This is a genomic window from Pseudomonas sp. GW101-3H06 (assembly GCF_059424605.1).
In genome coordinates, this window is sequence record NZ_JBWKZO010000001.1 from 5,401,797 (window position 1) to 5,416,830 (window position 15,034).

A 15,034-nucleotide genomic window follows, 5' to 3' on the forward strand; every position below is an offset into this window, starting at 1 on the left:
CAGGCATGGCGCCTCGGTGCGATGCCTATTTCCCTGCTTAATCCGGATGGCCAGGTGTGAACCATGGGTGAATTACTTCCGTTATTGATACAAGGCGCCTGGGTAACCCTCCAGGTGACCTTCTTCGGCTCGATACTGGCGATAGTCGCGGCGATTCTCGCAGCCCTCGGGCGCATGTCGCCATGGCGTCCGCTGAGCTGGTTTTCCATTGCGTACATCGAAGTGTTCCGCGGCACGTCGCTGCTGGTGCAGTTGTTCTGGCTGTTCTTCGTGTTGCCGTTGCCGCCGTTCAACCTGGAACTGAGTCCGTACAGCGTGGCCATTGTCGGTCTCGGTCTGCACATCGGCGCATACGGCGCCGAAGTGATGCGCGGCGCGATCAGCTCGGTGGCAAAGGGGCAGTACGAGGCGGCGACCGCATTGAACTTCAGTGGTTACAAACGCTTTCGGCGAATCATTCTGCCCCAGGCGCTGTTGGCGGCGATTCCACCGGGCACCAACCTGTTGATCGAATTGTTGAAGAACACCTCGCTGGTGTCGCTGATCACCTTGTCCGATCTCAGCTTTCGGGCCCGGCAACTGGATCAGGCGACGTTCCAGACCCTGGAAATCTTCAGTCTGGCGCTGGTGATGTATTTCGTCCTGGCCCAGGCGATCAATATCGGGATGCGAGGCATTGAGCGGCGCCTGGCGCGCGGTCGGATGCGTGGAGGATTGTCATGACCCTGTTCGACTGGACCTATGCCTGGCAGATCCTTCCCGATTTGCTGCGCGCATCGCTCAATACCGTGGGGATTACCCTGATCGGCTTCCTGATCGCCATTGTGCTCGGGCTGTTCCTGGCCATCGGCCGACGCAGCCGCACGTTGTGGCTGTCATGGCCAACCGCCGGGGTGATCGAGTTCATTCGCAGCACGCCGCTGCTGATCCAGGTGTATTTCCTTTATTACGTGCTGCCCAATTACGGTGTGAGCATGACCGCCATGCAGGTGGGCATCATCGGTATCGGTGTGCATTACGCCTGCTACATCGCCGAGGTCTATCGTGGAGGCCTCGACGCCGTGCCGCGGGCGCAATGGGAGGCTGTTACGGCACTCAACATTGCCCCGTACAACGCTTACCGCAACATCATCCTGCCCCAGGCCCTGCGGCCCATCCTGCCGCCGCTGGGCAACTACCTGGTGGCGATGCTCAAGGACACGCCAGTGCTGTCGGCCATCACCGTGGTGGAAATCATGCAACAGGCCAAGAACATCGGCTCCGAAAACTTCCGTTACCTGGAGCCCATCACCATGGTCGGTCTGTTTTTCCTCGCCCTGAGCATCGCTTTGGCTTATCTGGTACGGCGCCTTGAACTGCGCCTGGAGCTACGCAAATGACCTCTCCACTCTCGACATCCAACGACCTTTCCCGGCGCGGCAACCTGACACCGCTGCATCCGCAGGAGGCCACGGCCATGCAGACACCCAACCCGGTCAAGCCGATTGTCAGCTTTCAGGACGTCACCAAAAGCTATGGCAATTTCACGGTACTCGACCATTTGAATCTGGATGTCACGCCAGGCGAAAAGGTCGCGATCATCGGCCCCAGCGGTTCGGGGAAGTCCACGTTATTGCGGGTATTGATGACCCTCGAAGGCATCGATGACGGCGTGATTCGCATCGATGATGACCTGTTGACGCACATGCCCAATCGCAACGGCGTGCTGGTACCGGCCAATGACCGGCACATCCGTCGCGTGCGCGGCAAGATCGGCATGGTGTTCCAGAGCTTCAACCTGTTCCCGCATATGACGGCGCTGCAAAATGTCATCGAAGCACCGGTGCAGGTGCTGGGCATGAAGCCCGCCGAAGCGCGCGAACGAGCGGCGGATCTGCTGGAGATGGTGGGGCTGGGCAGCAAACTGGGGCACTACCCTTCGCAGTTATCCGGGGGGCAGCAACAACGGGTGGCGATTGCAAGAGCATTGGCCATGCGCCCCAAAGTCATGCTGTTCGATGAAGTGACCTCGGCACTCGATCCGGAATTGTGCGGCGAAGTGTTGAACGTCATCCGCAAACTCGGTGCCGAACACAACCTGACCATGTTGATGGTGACGCACCAGATGGGGTTCGCCCGGGAGTTCGCCGATCGCGTGTGCTTTTTTTACAAAGGACAGATCCATGAACAGGGCACACCGGCGCAAATCTTCGAACACCCTCAACAGGAGCGTACTTGCGCGTTTCTCAGCGCGGTGAAAGAGGCTAACTGAGGCCAGATCAGGCAACACAAAAAAATGCCCGATCATTGAATCGGGCATTTTTCATTAGGGCAGGTGTTATGGATATTGCTGAACGTTGCCTTGTTGCTGGCCGCCATACTGCTGGCCAGGAATCGCCTTGAGGTTGACCTCGACACGGCGGTTCTGCGCGCGGCCATTGACGTCTGCGTTGCTGGCAACCGGGTTATCCGGGCCGGCGCCACGGGCGCTCAGGTTGGCACCGCTGACACCTTGCGAGGTCAGGTAAGTCGCGACGCTCTGGGCCCGACGCTGGGACAGGTCCATGTTGTGCTGACGGCTGCCGGTGCTGTCGGTGTAGCCGACGATTTCGATCTGGTTCTGGTTGAATTCTTTCAGCGAGCCGGCCAGGTTATTCAGCGGCTGGTAGAAGCTGGAAGCGATGTTCGACGAATCAGTGGCGAACGTGATGTTGCCCGGCATGATCAGCTTGATCTGATCGCCCTCGCGCTGAACTTCAACGCCGGTGTTGGCCATGCTGGCACGCAGTTTTTTCTCCTGCTGGTCGGCGTAGTAGCCGTAACCGGCAGCGGAAGCCCCCACTACCGCAGCGCCGATCAGCGCGCCTTTGCCACGGTTGTTGTGGTCGATGGCGGCACCCGCCAGGGCGCCGGCCAGGGCGCCGAGGCCACCGTATTTGGCGGTTTTGCTCATGCCCGTGGAGCCGCCATCCGCCTGGCCCTGATTGTCGTAAGGGTTGGGCGATGCGCAACCGGACAATAGCGCTACGGCAGTAGCCACAATAATCAAACGACGTTTGGTGAACATGAAGTGCTCCTACTTTTTACATTCTGTGGTGCAACGGACGTAAGCATTGAACCTTTGCGGGCGTTGGATCGTTTCGGCGGATGAAAATTCCGCGCGTTACAAATCAGGCCCTCACAAAAGGATTTTCGCGCATCTCATCCCCCAGACGGGTGTCAGGACCATGTCCAGCCACCACCGTCGCCTCTTCGTCGAGCGTATACAGCCGCTGCTTGATCGAACGCACGATAGTTGCCTGATCGCCACCCCACAAATCCGTGCGCCCTACCCCACGACGAAACAGGGTGTCACCGGCAATCAGCAGCTTGGCATCCGAAAACCAGAAGCTCATGGAACCCGGCGTATGACCGGGTGTGTGTAACGCCACGCCACAACCGCACGCCAGCTCCTCATCATCGGCCAACCAGCGATCCGGCGATGGCACCGGCGTATAGGGAACACCGAACATCTGACACTGCATTTCCAGATTGTCCCAGAGGAACTGATCTTCCTTGTGCAAGTGCAATGTGGCGCCGGTTTTTTCCTTCAACTGGCCGGACGCCAGGAAGTGATCGAGGTGTGCATGGGTATGAATGATACTGACCACTTTCAGGCCCAAGGCATCCAGTCGCGCGAGTATCAGCTCGTGATTGCCGCCCGGATCGACGACGATGGCCTTTTTCGTGATCGGATCGCCGATGATCGTGCAGTTGCACTGCAAAGGGCCGACGGGGAAGGTTTCGCGGATCAGGGAAGGTTGCTGAGACATCGGGGCCTGCTCGATAAACGGGGGACGAGCGATTTTCGCACAAATGAGTATCCAGCGATTTGTTCTGCCGTGTAACGTGCAAATTCCTTAACCCAACACCCCCAACTCCTTGGCCCGCGCCACCGCCTGCGTGCGCCGTTCAACGCCCAGCTTGCTGTTGATATGGCTGGCATGGGTCTTGACTGTGTGCAATGAAATAAACAGCTGATCACTGATTTCCTGGTTCGAGCAGCCTTGGGCAATCAGGCGCAGGACCGCCAATTCACGAGTACTGAGTTGTTCGGTGGCGGGAGCGGACTCCAGGGCAGGTCTGGCTGCCAATGCAGGCAGTTTCTCTGCAAGGTCCTGAGACAGGGTCGTCTGTGCACAGCTTTGCAGTTGTCCGCGAAGCCAGTCCGAATGCTCGGTCAATAGTCTGTCAAACGGTTGCAGCACGCCGCCTGCAGCGGCGTCCAGCGCTTGGTTCAGTGCCTTGCGCGCCTCGGGTTCGCGCCCGTTACCCAGCAACAACGAGACTTTCTGCGTCAGTGCCATCGCACTGAGCAACTGTCGGCCGGATTGCTGACCCTGTTCGAGCAATGCGTTCAAACGCCCCTCGGCGAGCATCGGCTGCCCCTGAATGACCTCCAGCAATGCCTGTTGCAGCTCGATGTGCAGGGGGAGTTGCGGGTGGAATTCCGGCGGTGCCGCCGGGTGTCCACCGTTATAGGTTTGCCCCAGTCGCGCCAGCCAGGCTTGCGCAAGATCGATGCGCCCCTGGGCCAGCCAGAGTTCACATTTGACCAAGGTGATCATCGCAAGATAGTAGATCGGCGGCACGTCCCAGATATGCATCAGTCGTTCGGCTTCACCCAGCTCGGCAAAGGCCTTGGCGAATTCGCCGCAACTGCCTTCAAGCCGGGCGATGACGCAATGGCCGATCAATACGCTGATGTCACGACAGGCTCGCGCCTCGCTCAAGCCCGCCTGCAAGCGCACTCGCGCCGCTTGCGGTTGCATGCGCAGTGCCAGAAGAAAACCTTCGTACAACGTCAGACGTGCGCGTACGGCGTAGAGCCGTTGCGGTGACAGACCCTGCAGGCGTTGCAGTCCCTGCCGGACTACATCCAGCGAGCGCAGGATTTCCCCCCGTGCTTGCAGCACACGTGCGCGGTCGTAGTGGGCCAGCGCTTCGAACAATGGGTTGCCGACCCGTTGCGCCAGTTCCAGCGAATCACGATTCAACCCGCGCGCACGCCACAAGTCACCGTCGGCAATGGCCAGGTTGGACAGGGTCGAAAGGCACATCAGCCGCTGGCCGTAACGCTTGCACGGCAGGCTCTCCAGCGCTTCGGTGCAATAACGCAGCGTGAGTTCACGATTACCGCGACCACGGGCAATGATCCCGCTCAAGGCCAGCCATTGCGCCAGCATCGACTTCTGCGCGGTGGCGGACGGTGCCGGCAGGAAACGGCTCAAATGGCTGGCCAGTTCCTCGGCGGCATCCAACTGACAGGCCAGTCCCAACGCCCAGCTGTAGAGCACGATCAGTCGTGGGGTACTGATCAGCAGGCTGTCGGGCAAGTCCATTTTCCAGCGCAGCAACATGCCGACATTCTGCTCGGCCAGCAGTTGTTCTTCCGACAGGTTTTGCACCAGGTTCGCCGCGACGTCCAGATGCCCGGCGCGCAACGCCTGCTCTACCGCTTCATCGAGCAGCCCTTGGGCATTGAACCAGCGACAGGCGCGCAGGTGCAGACTGGCAGCCGGCACCATCGACTGGGCGACAGGCCGCGAGCGCAGCAGATCGGAAAACAGATGGTGGTAACGATACCAGTGGCCATGCTCGTCCAGGGGCACCAGAAACACCTGGTGGGCCGCCAGAAAGCGCAGGATTTCGGCACTGTCATGGGCGTCACGTACGGCATCGCACAACTCGCTGCAGAAGCGTTCCTGAGGCGCCGTGTCGTAGAGAAACGCCTGCACCTCGGCCGGCAGGCAATCGATCACCTCTTCAAGCAGGTAGTCGCGAATCAGGCCTTCACCACCGTGAAGCGCCTGGGGCAATGCGCCCTGCGTGCCAGCTTCCGATGCCGCCAGCAGCCAGAAGCGCAATCCCGCCACCCAGCCCTCGCTACGTTCAATCAGGTTCTCCAACGCCTCACCGCGCAAGGAGCTGCTGTGCCGATCGAGCAGGCTCAAAGCTTCATCGTGGGTCAGGCGCAGGTCTTGTTCATGCAGCTCCAACAGTTGCCGCGACAGGCGCAGCCGTGCCAGATGCCAGTCGGGACGCTGACGGCTGGTGACCATCACCAGCAGGCCGTCGGGAAGGTGGTTGAGGAAGAACTGCAGGCAGCGATCGAGTACCGGGCCCTGGGCCAGATGATAGTCATCAAGCACCAGCAACAGTGGCGTCGCCGTCGACAGGTGTACGGCCAGTTCGTCGAGCAAGCCGTCCAGCCATTCTTCGAAGGCGAACGGCTGATGGCGCTGACGCATTTTCAGCAGCCCGAGGGACTGCCTGCCCAGTTGCGGATAATAATCTTGAAGGCCTTCGAGCAATCGCTCGAGGAATCGACCTGGATCACTGTCCCGCGGGCTCAACCCCAACCAGAGGCTCTGCCAATGTGCCGGCAGCGCCTGGCAGAACTCCACCGCCAATGAACTCTTGCCGAACCCCGCCGGGGCGCTGACCAGCAGTAGCCTGCCGCCGAGCCCCGCACTCAGACGCTCGCACAGGCGCGGCCGCAGCACGTGGCCGTCGGGCAATGGCGGTCGGAAAAAGCGCCCGTCCAGCGCGGCGACAGCGACGCTTGCAGGACCTGGTGGTGGGGACAGATCAGTCATGGCCGGCTCTTGTTTGAAATACGGGTGGCGGCGTTGCAGATGTCCGCAGACTAGCGGTAAACGAGAAGGGAATGAAGGCAATTGCTACAAATGGCTACAAAAAGTCTACGAACCAAGACGCCAGGTTCGGGAAGCGTAGTCGTTCGCGAAGGCTGCGATCTTTAAAAAAAACGCCCCGAACCAGTCGGGGCGTTTCAGGAGGATGCGGCCTCGGGTTGCTATGGCTTAGCGAATACCATCCTGACGCAGGGCGTTCGGCGTGAAGTCCGCAGTGGCGGCGGTGAAGCCGAAGTCATAGGCCGACTTCTCTTCGTTTTTCATGCCCAGTGCCAGGTAACGGCCCGATTGCAGGTCGTACAGAGCCTCCAGGGTGTACCACGGTACCTGGACGTTGTAATAGTTCTGGGCATGAGCTTCCGCCACACGCCAGAGTTGATTACGACCGTCGTAGTGGTCGATCACCGCTGCCTGCCAGGTATCTTCATCGATGTAGAAGTCACGCTTGGCGTAAATGTGGCGCTGACCTTCCTTCAAGGTTGCCACCACATGCCAGACCCGGCGTAGCTCGTAGCGAGCCAGATCCTGGTTGATGTGGCCGGCCTTGATGATGTCGCCGTACTTGAGTTTCGGATCATCGAGCTTGTAGGCATCGGAAGCGATGTACATCTCTTTCTTGCCTTCGAGCTTCCAGTCGTAACGATCCGGTGCACCGTTGTACATGTCCAGGTTGTCGGAGGTACGCAGGCCATCGGCAGCGGTACCCGGGCCGTCATAGGACACTTGTGGCGCACGACGCACGCGACGTTGACCAGCGTTGTAGACCCACGCCGAACGTGGTTCCGCCACTTGGTCGAGAGTCTCGTGTACCAATAGCACACCACCGGCCAGACGTGCCGGGGCGGTCACTTTCTGCTTGAAATAGAACAGGATGTTGCCCGGGTTCGCCGGATCGTAATCCTTCATTTTGTCACGGAACACGAACTGGTCCTGGAAATACACCAGGCTGAACGAGCCGTTCGCCTGCGGCGTGGCCTGGGTGACCAGACGGGTCACGCTACCGCCGCGATAACGGGTGATGTGGTTCCAGATCACTTCGACGCCGCTTTTCGGAATCGGGAACGGTACCGCGGTTTCAAAGTTTTTCAGCCCGTTACCGCCGGAGACCAGCTCCGTGTTGGTGGCGTTCTTCTTGATGGAGGCGAACACGTCATCCGGCACGGTGGCGCCGCGATGGGACGGGTAGACCGGCATCTTGTAGGTTTCGGGGTAGCGCTTGAACATCGCGTACTGCCCCGGAGCAAGCTTGTTCTTGTACTGGTCAACGTTCTGCGCAGTGATGGTGAACAGCGGTTTTTCGCTGGCGTACGGATCGGACAGGAAACCCTTGCTGTCAACGGTGCCGGCGTTTTTCGGCAACGGCTTCCAGGCCGGGATCGAACCGTCGGCGTTACCGGCCGCCTCAGCCCCCATCGGGGTCAAGCTCTTGCCCAATTTGTCCGCTTCGGCCGCCGGAACCGCTGCCATTACGCTGGTCGCCAGCAGGGAAAGCCCAAGGACACCGACGTGGAACAGACTCTTTGTTATTTTCATGTGTGTACTCGTCCTGAAAATACGGTGCTTAGAAGTTCACGCCGAAGCTGAGCGCAACGAAGTCGCGGTCATCCACGGTGGTGTACTTGCCGTCGAAGAAGTTGGTGTATGCCAGGCTTGCGGTGTAGGTGTTCTGGTACTCGGCGTCGACACCCAGGCTGACCGCTTTGCGACCTTCCTCGAAGTTGCCGCCAGGACCAGGCGAGTAACCTTCCACGTCGTGGGACCAGGCCACGTTCGGCTTGAGGTTCACACCGGCGAAGACGTCGTTGTATTCCCAGATCGCACGACCGCGATAGCCCCACGAAGTCGCCGTGGTGAAGCCTTCGTTGTTGCAATTGCGGCTGAGGTTGTTGGTCGGAGTACCCGGACCGGCACCGTTGATGGTGCTCTGGTTGAGCGCCACGCACGTATTGGCGCCGCCGGTGGTCGGCAATTCACCAGGACCGTAGACCGGATCACGGCCATAACGGACGTCGGAGGTGCTTTCCAGGCCGCCGACGTGGGTGACGCCCACTTCGCCCACCAGGGTCAGACGGCTGGCGCCCATGACCTGATCGAAGAAGTGCGTCAGGGTGGTCTGGAACTGGGTGACTTCCTTGCGGCGATAGCCGTGCAGGTCCTGACCCGGTACGCCGGCCAGCAGCGAAGCGTTGGTCAGCGCACCGCCCAGAGGACGTACACCGGCGAACAGGATATCGGTGGAGTTGAGCTGCACCGGTGCGTTCGGACGGTAGCTGATTTCACCGCTCCACGCCGTACCGGTAGGCAGGGTGGTGGAGAAGCTCAAGCCATAGAGGCGGATGTCTTCCGGATACTCGACGAAGTAGCTCGAGTTACCCGCGACGATCAGCGGCGCCAGGGCACGCAATTGCGCCGGCAAGGCACCGACCCTGGCAAAGGTCGAGGCTGGAGCGCCCGTGGCACTGAAGATCGGCGCACGGCTGTGGTAGTTCATGAAATAGGCACCGAACTCGGTGTCCAGCGGATCGAACATGTATTTGAGGGACATGCCCCACTGACCGCTGTCCCGCGCATCGCGGTCCGGGCCACGACGCACCAGCACACCTTCGTTGTTGGCGTCGACACCCAGCGCAGTCAGTGTCGGCAGCGCTGCGGCAGGAATCGTCGAGCGGCTGTTCAGCACGCGCAGGTTGTTGTCGCAACCATCGGCAATGATGTCGGGCTGCGAGAAGAACGTGCCGCAGTTATCGACGACGGTCTGGTCCCATTCGATCTGGTAGAAGGCGTCGGCCGACAGATTGTCGGTGAGGCTCTGGGACACATAGAACATGTTGACCGGGATCAGGCCTTCCTTGATCTCGGCACCTGGACGACGGAACGCGGAGACGTCAATCGGGTTGATCGAGTTGATACCGCTGCCGATGAAGGTACTTTCACCCCAGCTCACCACCTGTTTGCCCAGACGCACGGAGCCCGGCTGATCGGCGATGGAGTAGTTGTGGTAGACGAAGGCATCGAGGATCTGACCGCCGGCGGATTTGGCGCCTTCCTTGCGGTTGCTGTCGCTGATGTCTTTGAACGGACGGCTTTCGTCTTTGAGTTCGAAGTCGTACCAGTATTTGCCACGGACGAAAACGCCGGTGTCGCCGTATTTCAACTCAAGGTCATGAATGCCCTTGAAGATTTTCGAGAAGGTTTTACCACTCTCGAAGTTCAAGTGACCGTCGTCGGAGGTCTGGGACAGGCCGCGACCGCCGTTGTTGACGCCGATGAGGTTCTTGTTGGCGCTCTCAGTAGACCAACTGGCACCGATCGACAGGGATGAGTCGAACTGACCTTCGATTTCACCAACGTTGAAGCTGACGCCGAATGCAGGCCCGGCGAGCGTAGAGGCAAGGCTGACGGCCAGAGGCAGTTTAGCCCGGCGCCAGAACTGGTTTACTGATGTCATCGACGCTACTCCATGTGCATTTTATTGTTATGGCAGTGAGCACTTTTAAAAACGCTTGGAAGACAGGGAGTCATGGCATCCCAAAGTCATTCCAAAGTTGCATCGCCCCGGTTTGTGCGTTTGCTCCGTTCTTAAAAATCCTTGAGCGGACTATAGCCAGCAGGTAGTAGTGCTTGATCCCTCTAAAGTGTGATTTGCACCCGCCAGCCACTCTGGAACAGTCCTTTCGCCAGACCGACACCCGTCGGCACGGCAAGGATGGCTCAATTTTCGGATTTGACAAGCCAAGCGCTTGCTTGGTGGGGCTGGCGTGCCTTTTCGGGCACGCCAGAGGGGGGGTTAAAGCGTCGAAAGGAAGGTGCTGTTGGTGGCTTGCCATTCGGTGATGTCGACGCGAATTTTCTTCTTGTCGAGTTTGCCGACACTGGTCTTGGGAATTTCAGTAACAAGGGCGATCTGACTGGGGATAGCCCACTTGCTCAGATGCCCCTGCTCCACGAATGGCTTGAGGTGTTCCTTGAGTTCCCGGGCCCCGATCTGATGGTCTTCGCGCAGCACCAGCAAGGCAAACGGCCGCTCGCCCCACTGCGGATCGGCAATCCCCACCACTGCTACTTCGCGTACCGCCGGGTGGCGACTGATCAGGTCTTCGAGGTCGAGGGAGGAGATCCACTCGCCGCCCGTCTTGATCACGTCCTTGATCCGGTCGCGAATGTCGATCACGCCCATGCTGTCCAGCGTCGCCACGTCGCCGGTGTGCAACCAGCCCCCGCTCCAGAGCTCGGCGCCTTTCTGCGGTTCGTTGAAATACCCTTCGGTGAGCCACGGCGCACGCAGCACCAGTTCACCCTGGGTCTCGCCGTCGGCAGGGAGGAAGTTACCCTCGGTGTCGACAATCGCCGCCTCCACCAATGGCCCCGGCACGCCGGCCTTGATCCGATACGTCGTGCGCTCGTCTTCGGTACCGGCCATCAACTCGTCGTTGAGATGCGCGCACGATACCAGCGGCCCGGTTTCCGACATGCCGTACGCCGCGGTCAATTGAATGCCTTTGGCCTTGGCCGCGTCATACAGCGCACGATTGAGCGCACTGCCACCGATGACGATTTTCCAGCCACCGAAGTCGGTATTTTGTGCCGCCTTGGCATTGAGGACCATTTGCAGGATGGTCGGTACACAGTGGGAGAAGGTGACCTTTTCATTGCGCCACAACTCCACCAGGAACTCCGGGTCGTAACGGCCGGGATAAACCTGCTTGAGCCCCAGCATGGTCGCTACATACGGCAGCCCCCAGGCGTGGACGTGGAACATCGGGGTGATGGGCATGTACACATCGTTGGTACCCAGCAAGCGCACGCTGTCGATCGCGCCCATGATGGTCGACACGCCCATGGTGTGCAGCACCAGTTGCCGATGGGTGAAATACACGCCCTTGGGATTACCGGTGGTGCCGGTGGTATAGAACGTGGTCGCGACCGAGTTTTCGTCGAAGTCCTGGAAGTCGTATTGCGGGCTCGCGGCGGCCAGCAACTGCTCATACTCGCCGACGAGATTCGGCAAGTCAGCGGTTTTTTCCGGCAGGTCGGTCAGCAGCAGGGTTTTCTCGACGGTGGTCAAGTGCCCGGCAATCGCCTTGTACAGTCCCACGAATTCGCTGTTGACCAGCACGTAGCGGTCCTCGGCGTGATTCATGGTGTAGAGGATCTGCTCCGGCGACAGGCGCACGTTGATGGTGTGGATCACGGCGCCGATCATCGGAATGGCGAACATGCATTCCAGATAACGATGACTGTCCCAATCCATGACCGCCACGGTGTCCCCGGGCTTGACCCCGGCCGCCGTCAACACGTTGGCCAGCCGCGCGACCCGCTCGATCAGGGTCGGATAGCTATAGCGCAACTGATCACGGTAAACGATCTCGCGGGTTTTCTCATAACGCGTACCGGACATCAGGAGCCGTTTGATCAGCAGCGGATACTGGTAAGCGCCTTCGGCTGGGGGGATAACGCGTGTCTGCAACATAAGAATCCCTTTTCTGACTGCACGGTCGTGGCTGAAAGTAAGCACTTTAGTGCCCCTGATCGTCAGCCAAATCAGCCAAAGGAATGATTTGCAGAGCCGCATAAATACTAGCGTTGCGCCAGCATTTGTGGGCAGTCGCCGAACGTTACAGTCAGTGCATCTCGGTAAACGCCAGCTTCACGCCGATCGCAATCAATACCGCGCCCATGGTCCGGTCGAACCAGTGGCCCATGCGGGCGAAACCGGCGCGCACGCGCTGCTGGCTGAACAGCATCGCCACCAGGCAGAACCAGATCGCCGTCGCCGCTGCGAGGTAAATACCGTAACCGGCCTGCACCGTCAGCGGTGTGTGCGGATTGATCACCACGGTGAACAACGACAGGAAAAACAGCGTGGCTTTCGGATTCAGGCCGTTGGTCACGAAACCCGAGGTGAAAGCGCCGCGGGCCGTGCGCTCGCCTGCGTCCTTGTGCTGGTCGTCCGCCACGGCCTTGGTCGGTTGCGCCCGTAGCGCCTTGAAGCCGATGTACAGCAGGTAAGCGGCGGCGGCCCATTTCAGGGCGTTGAACAGCACGATCGACTGGGACACGATCAGACCGATACCCAACAGCGAATAGCCAACATGCAGGAAAATCGCCGAGCCCACGCCCAGCGCCGTCCAGGTACCGGCGCGACGTCCGTGGGTCACGCTCTCACGCACCACCACGGCAAAGTCCGGGCCGGGGCTGGCCACGGCCAGCAAGTGAATCAGGGCAACGGTCAAGAACTCGGTCCAGTACATGAGGGCTCCTTCAGGCCAAGCGTAACTATTTATTTCATCTGGTAGGCTGGGCAGATTACGCCTTCAGTTCACTGCACAAAAGGTACAGTTGATGACGAACATTCGCCGCGCCGTTTTCCTCGACCATCCGTCCCTGGATCTGGGCGATCTCGACCTCAGCCCGCTTCGCGGCTGCTTCAGCCAGTTGCAGCTGTTTCCCCAGACCTTGCCCGATCAAGTGGTCGAACATCTGAAGGGCGCTACCGTCGCCATCACCAACAAGATCATGATCGACGCCGCCGCTATCGCCGCCAGCCCCGAACTGAAGCTGATCCTGATCACCGCCACCGGCACCAATAACGTCGACCTCGCGGCTGCCCGCGCCCACGGGATTACCGTGTGTAACTGTCAGGGCTACGGCACGCCATCTGTGGCGCAACATACGATCATGCTGCTGCTCAACCTGGCGACGCGCCTGGCCGACTATCAGAAAGCCGTCGGTGAAGGTCGCTGGCAACAGGCGAAACAGTTCTGCCTGCTGGACTACCCGATCGTCGAGCTGGAAGGCAAAACCCTCGGTTTGCTCGGTCACGGTGAACTCGGTGGCGCAGTCGCGCGACTGGCCGAAGCTTTCGGCATGCGTGTGCTGCTGGGCCAGATCCCGGGGCGCCCTGCCCGTTCCGACCGCTTGCCGCTGGACGAGCTGCTGCCGCAGATCGACGCGCTGACCCTGCACTGTCCACTCAACGAACACACCCGACACTTCATCGGCGCCCGTGAACTGGCTTCGATGAAGCCCGGCGCGTTTGTGGTCAATACCGCCCGTGGCGGCCTGATCGATGAGCAAGCGCTGGCCGACGCCTTGCGCAATGGTCATCTGGGCGGCGCCGCCACCGACGTGCTGAGCGTCGAGCCACCGGTCAATGGCAACCCATTGCTGGCCCACGACATCCCACGATTGATCGTTACCCCGCACAACGCCTGGGGCAGTCGCGAAGCGCGGCAGCGAATCGTTGGCCAGGTGACCGAAAACGCCTTGGGATACTTCAGCGGTAAGGCGCTGCGGGTCGTCAGTTGATAAACTGCGGCACTTTTTTCCACAGGAGCAGTTATGGATCCGCGCAGTGAAGTACTGCTTCGTCAGGCTGAATTATTCCAGGGGCCGGTGTTGCTGGCCGGTTTGCCCGCCGATGATTTGCTCGGCCGCCTGCCCGCCGCTCGCGGCTGGTGCTGGCATGCCGGCGATCAAGCCGCGCTGGACGCACGCTTTGCCGGGCGCAGCGATTTTGGTGTGAACGCGCCTGAATTCGAATTCGAATCCGCCGTAGTGTTCCTGCCCAAATCCAAGGATCTGACTGACTACATCCTCAATGCCGTGGCTTCGCGCCTGGAAGGTCGTGAGGTGTTCCTGGTTGGCGAGAAAAAAAGCGGCATCGAAGGTGCAGCCAAACAACTGACCCCCTTCGGCAAGCCACGCAAGCTCGACAGCGCGCGGCATTGCCAGCTCTGGCAAGTCACCGTGGCCAACGCCCCGCAAGCCAAACCGCTGGAAAGCCTGGCCCAGGAATACGAACTGCCACTGGCCGAAGGCCCGCTCAAAGTCATCAGCCTGCCGGGGGTTTTCAGCCATGGTCGGCTGGATCGCGGCAGCGCGCTGCTGCTGGAACATCTGGACAAACTGCCGAGCGGCCATTTGCTGGATTTCGGTTGCGGTGCCGGGATGTTGGGGGCTGCGGTAAAACGTCGCTATCCACATAACCAGGTGACGTTGCTGGATGTCGACGCGTTTGCCGCCGCCAGCAGCCGTCTGACCCTCGCTGCCAACGGTCTGGAAGCCGAAGTCATCACTGGCGATGGCATTGACGCGGCACCGATGGGATTGAATGCGATTTTGAGCAATCCACCGTTCCATGTCGGGGTCCACACGGACTATTACGCAACAGAGAACTTGCTGCGAAAAGCGGCCAAACATCTGAAAAACGGTGGCGAACTGCGCTTGGTGGCCAACAGCTTCCTGAAGTACCAGCCTTTGATCGAAGAGCATTTGGGCGTGTGTGCGATCAAGGCTGAAGGACAGGGCTTTCGAATCTATCGGGCCAAACGCGGGTAAAATTTTGTACTTGCCCAATC

The 15,034-nt window shown here is 59.9% G+C and carries 12 protein-coding genes; 5 read left to right on the forward strand and 7 right to left on the reverse strand.

The genetic code is table 11. The annotated features are described in order from the left end of the window. The first annotated feature begins 63 nt into the window (after positions 1-63). From ehuC to ehuA, 3 genes are read left to right on the forward strand one after another with little or no spacing between them, the layout of a single operon-like run. Positions 64-723, forward strand: coding sequence for an ectoine/hydroxyectoine ABC transporter permease subunit EhuC (gene ehuC, locus AC07ZE_RS24760; protein WP_095192962.1), 660 nt, complete (start codon positions 64-66; stop codon positions 721-723). After that, the gene (ehuD, locus tag AC07ZE_RS24765) at positions 720-1,379 is read left to right on the forward strand and encodes an ectoine/hydroxyectoine ABC transporter permease subunit EhuD (protein WP_095192961.1); all 660 of its coding nucleotides are present in this window, start codon (positions 720-722) and stop codon (positions 1,377-1,379) included. Before ehuC ends, ehuD begins: the two co-directional genes overlap by 4 nt. Further along, positions 1,376-2,251 (forward strand): ectoine/hydroxyectoine ABC transporter ATP-binding protein EhuA, encoded by an 876-nt coding sequence (ehuA, locus tag AC07ZE_RS24770; protein ID WP_404940875.1) that lies wholly within the window; start codon positions 1,376-1,378, stop codon positions 2,249-2,251. Before ehuD ends, ehuA begins: the two co-directional genes overlap by 4 nt. Before the next feature lie 66 nt (positions 2,252-2,317). On the opposite strand, the gene AC07ZE_RS24775 is transcribed toward ehuA, so the two are convergent. The 7 genes from AC07ZE_RS24775 to AC07ZE_RS24805 form a co-directional block, all read right to left on the reverse strand. Beyond that, positions 2,318-3,046: a YiaD family glycine zipper/OmpA-like lipoprotein gene (locus AC07ZE_RS24775; protein WP_207267016.1), complete on the reverse strand. Its 729-nt coding sequence runs from the start codon at positions 3,044-3,046 to the stop codon at positions 2,318-2,320. 103 nt (positions 3,047-3,149) lie between these two features. Beyond that, positions 3,150-3,791: an MBL fold metallo-hydrolase gene (locus AC07ZE_RS24780; RefSeq protein ID WP_095192959.1), complete on the reverse strand. Its 642-nt coding sequence runs from the start codon at positions 3,789-3,791 to the stop codon at positions 3,150-3,152. Positions 3,792-3,878: 87 nt separating this feature from the next. Further along, positions 3,879-6,617 (reverse strand): winged helix-turn-helix domain-containing protein, encoded by a 2,739-nt coding sequence (locus AC07ZE_RS24785; protein WP_207267017.1) that lies wholly within the window; start codon positions 6,615-6,617, stop codon positions 3,879-3,881. Positions 6,618-6,842: 225 nt separating this feature from the next. After that, the gene (locus tag AC07ZE_RS24790; RefSeq protein WP_207267018.1) at positions 6,843-8,207 is read right to left on the reverse strand and encodes a DUF1329 domain-containing protein; all 1,365 of its coding nucleotides are present in this window, start codon (positions 8,205-8,207) and stop codon (positions 6,843-6,845) included. 28 nt (positions 8,208-8,235) lie between these two features. After that, positions 8,236-10,122, reverse strand: coding sequence for a DUF1302 domain-containing protein (locus tag AC07ZE_RS24795; RefSeq protein ID WP_207267019.1), 1,887 nt, complete (start codon positions 10,120-10,122; stop codon positions 8,236-8,238). A 339-nt stretch (positions 10,123-10,461) separates the two neighbouring features. Next, a complete protein-coding gene (locus tag AC07ZE_RS24800) occupies positions 10,462-12,144 on the reverse strand; it encodes a fatty acid--CoA ligase (protein ID WP_207267020.1) in 1,683 nt (560 codons plus the stop codon). Between the two features lie 151 nt (positions 12,145-12,295). Beyond that, a complete protein-coding gene (locus AC07ZE_RS24805) occupies positions 12,296-12,925 on the reverse strand; it encodes a LysE family translocator (RefSeq protein ID WP_207267021.1) in 630 nt (209 codons plus the stop codon). 91 nt (positions 12,926-13,016) lie between these two features. Between AC07ZE_RS24805 and AC07ZE_RS24810 the strand changes: the two genes are divergently transcribed. Together AC07ZE_RS24810 and AC07ZE_RS24815 are read left to right on the forward strand one after the other, a co-directional pair. Beyond that, on the forward strand, positions 13,017-13,982 hold the full coding sequence (locus AC07ZE_RS24810; RefSeq protein WP_207267022.1) for a 2-hydroxyacid dehydrogenase: 966 nt from the start codon (positions 13,017-13,019) through the stop codon (positions 13,980-13,982). A 33-nt stretch (positions 13,983-14,015) separates the two neighbouring features. Next, positions 14,016-15,014: a methyltransferase gene (locus tag AC07ZE_RS24815; protein ID WP_207267023.1), complete on the forward strand. Its 999-nt coding sequence runs from the start codon at positions 14,016-14,018 to the stop codon at positions 15,012-15,014. Positions 15,015-15,034 lie beyond the last annotated feature (20 nt).

Coding starts and splice junctions, on each gene's coding strand:
- ehuC (WP_095192962.1), top strand. CDS start 64: ATGGGTGAATTACTTCCGTTATTGATACAAGGCGCCTGGGTAACCCTC.
- ehuD (WP_095192961.1), top strand. CDS start 720: ATGACCCTGTTCGACTGGACCTATGCCTGGCAGATCCTTCCCGATTTG.
- ehuA (WP_404940875.1), top strand. CDS start 1,376: ATGACCTCTCCACTCTCGACATCCAACGACCTTTCCCGGCGCGGCAAC.
- AC07ZE_RS24775 (WP_207267016.1), bottom strand. CDS start 3,046: ATGTTCACCAAACGTCGTTTGATTATTGTGGCTACTGCCGTAGCGCTA.
- AC07ZE_RS24780 (WP_095192959.1), bottom strand. CDS start 3,791: ATGTCTCAGCAACCTTCCCTGATCCGCGAAACCTTCCCCGTCGGCCCT.
- AC07ZE_RS24785 (WP_207267017.1), bottom strand. CDS start 6,617: ATGACTGATCTGTCCCCACCACCAGGTCCTGCAAGCGTCGCTGTCGCC.
- AC07ZE_RS24790 (WP_207267018.1), bottom strand. CDS start 8,207: ATGAAAATAACAAAGAGTCTGTTCCACGTCGGTGTCCTTGGGCTTTCC.
- AC07ZE_RS24795 (WP_207267019.1), bottom strand. CDS start 10,122: ATGACATCAGTAAACCAGTTCTGGCGCCGGGCTAAACTGCCTCTGGCC.
- AC07ZE_RS24800 (WP_207267020.1), bottom strand. CDS start 12,144: ATGTTGCAGACACGCGTTATCCCCCCAGCCGAAGGCGCTTACCAGTAT.
- AC07ZE_RS24805 (WP_207267021.1), bottom strand. CDS start 12,925: ATGTACTGGACCGAGTTCTTGACCGTTGCCCTGATTCACTTGCTGGCC.
- AC07ZE_RS24810 (WP_207267022.1), top strand. CDS start 13,017: ATGACGAACATTCGCCGCGCCGTTTTCCTCGACCATCCGTCCCTGGAT.
- AC07ZE_RS24815 (WP_207267023.1), top strand. CDS start 14,016: ATGGATCCGCGCAGTGAAGTACTGCTTCGTCAGGCTGAATTATTCCAG.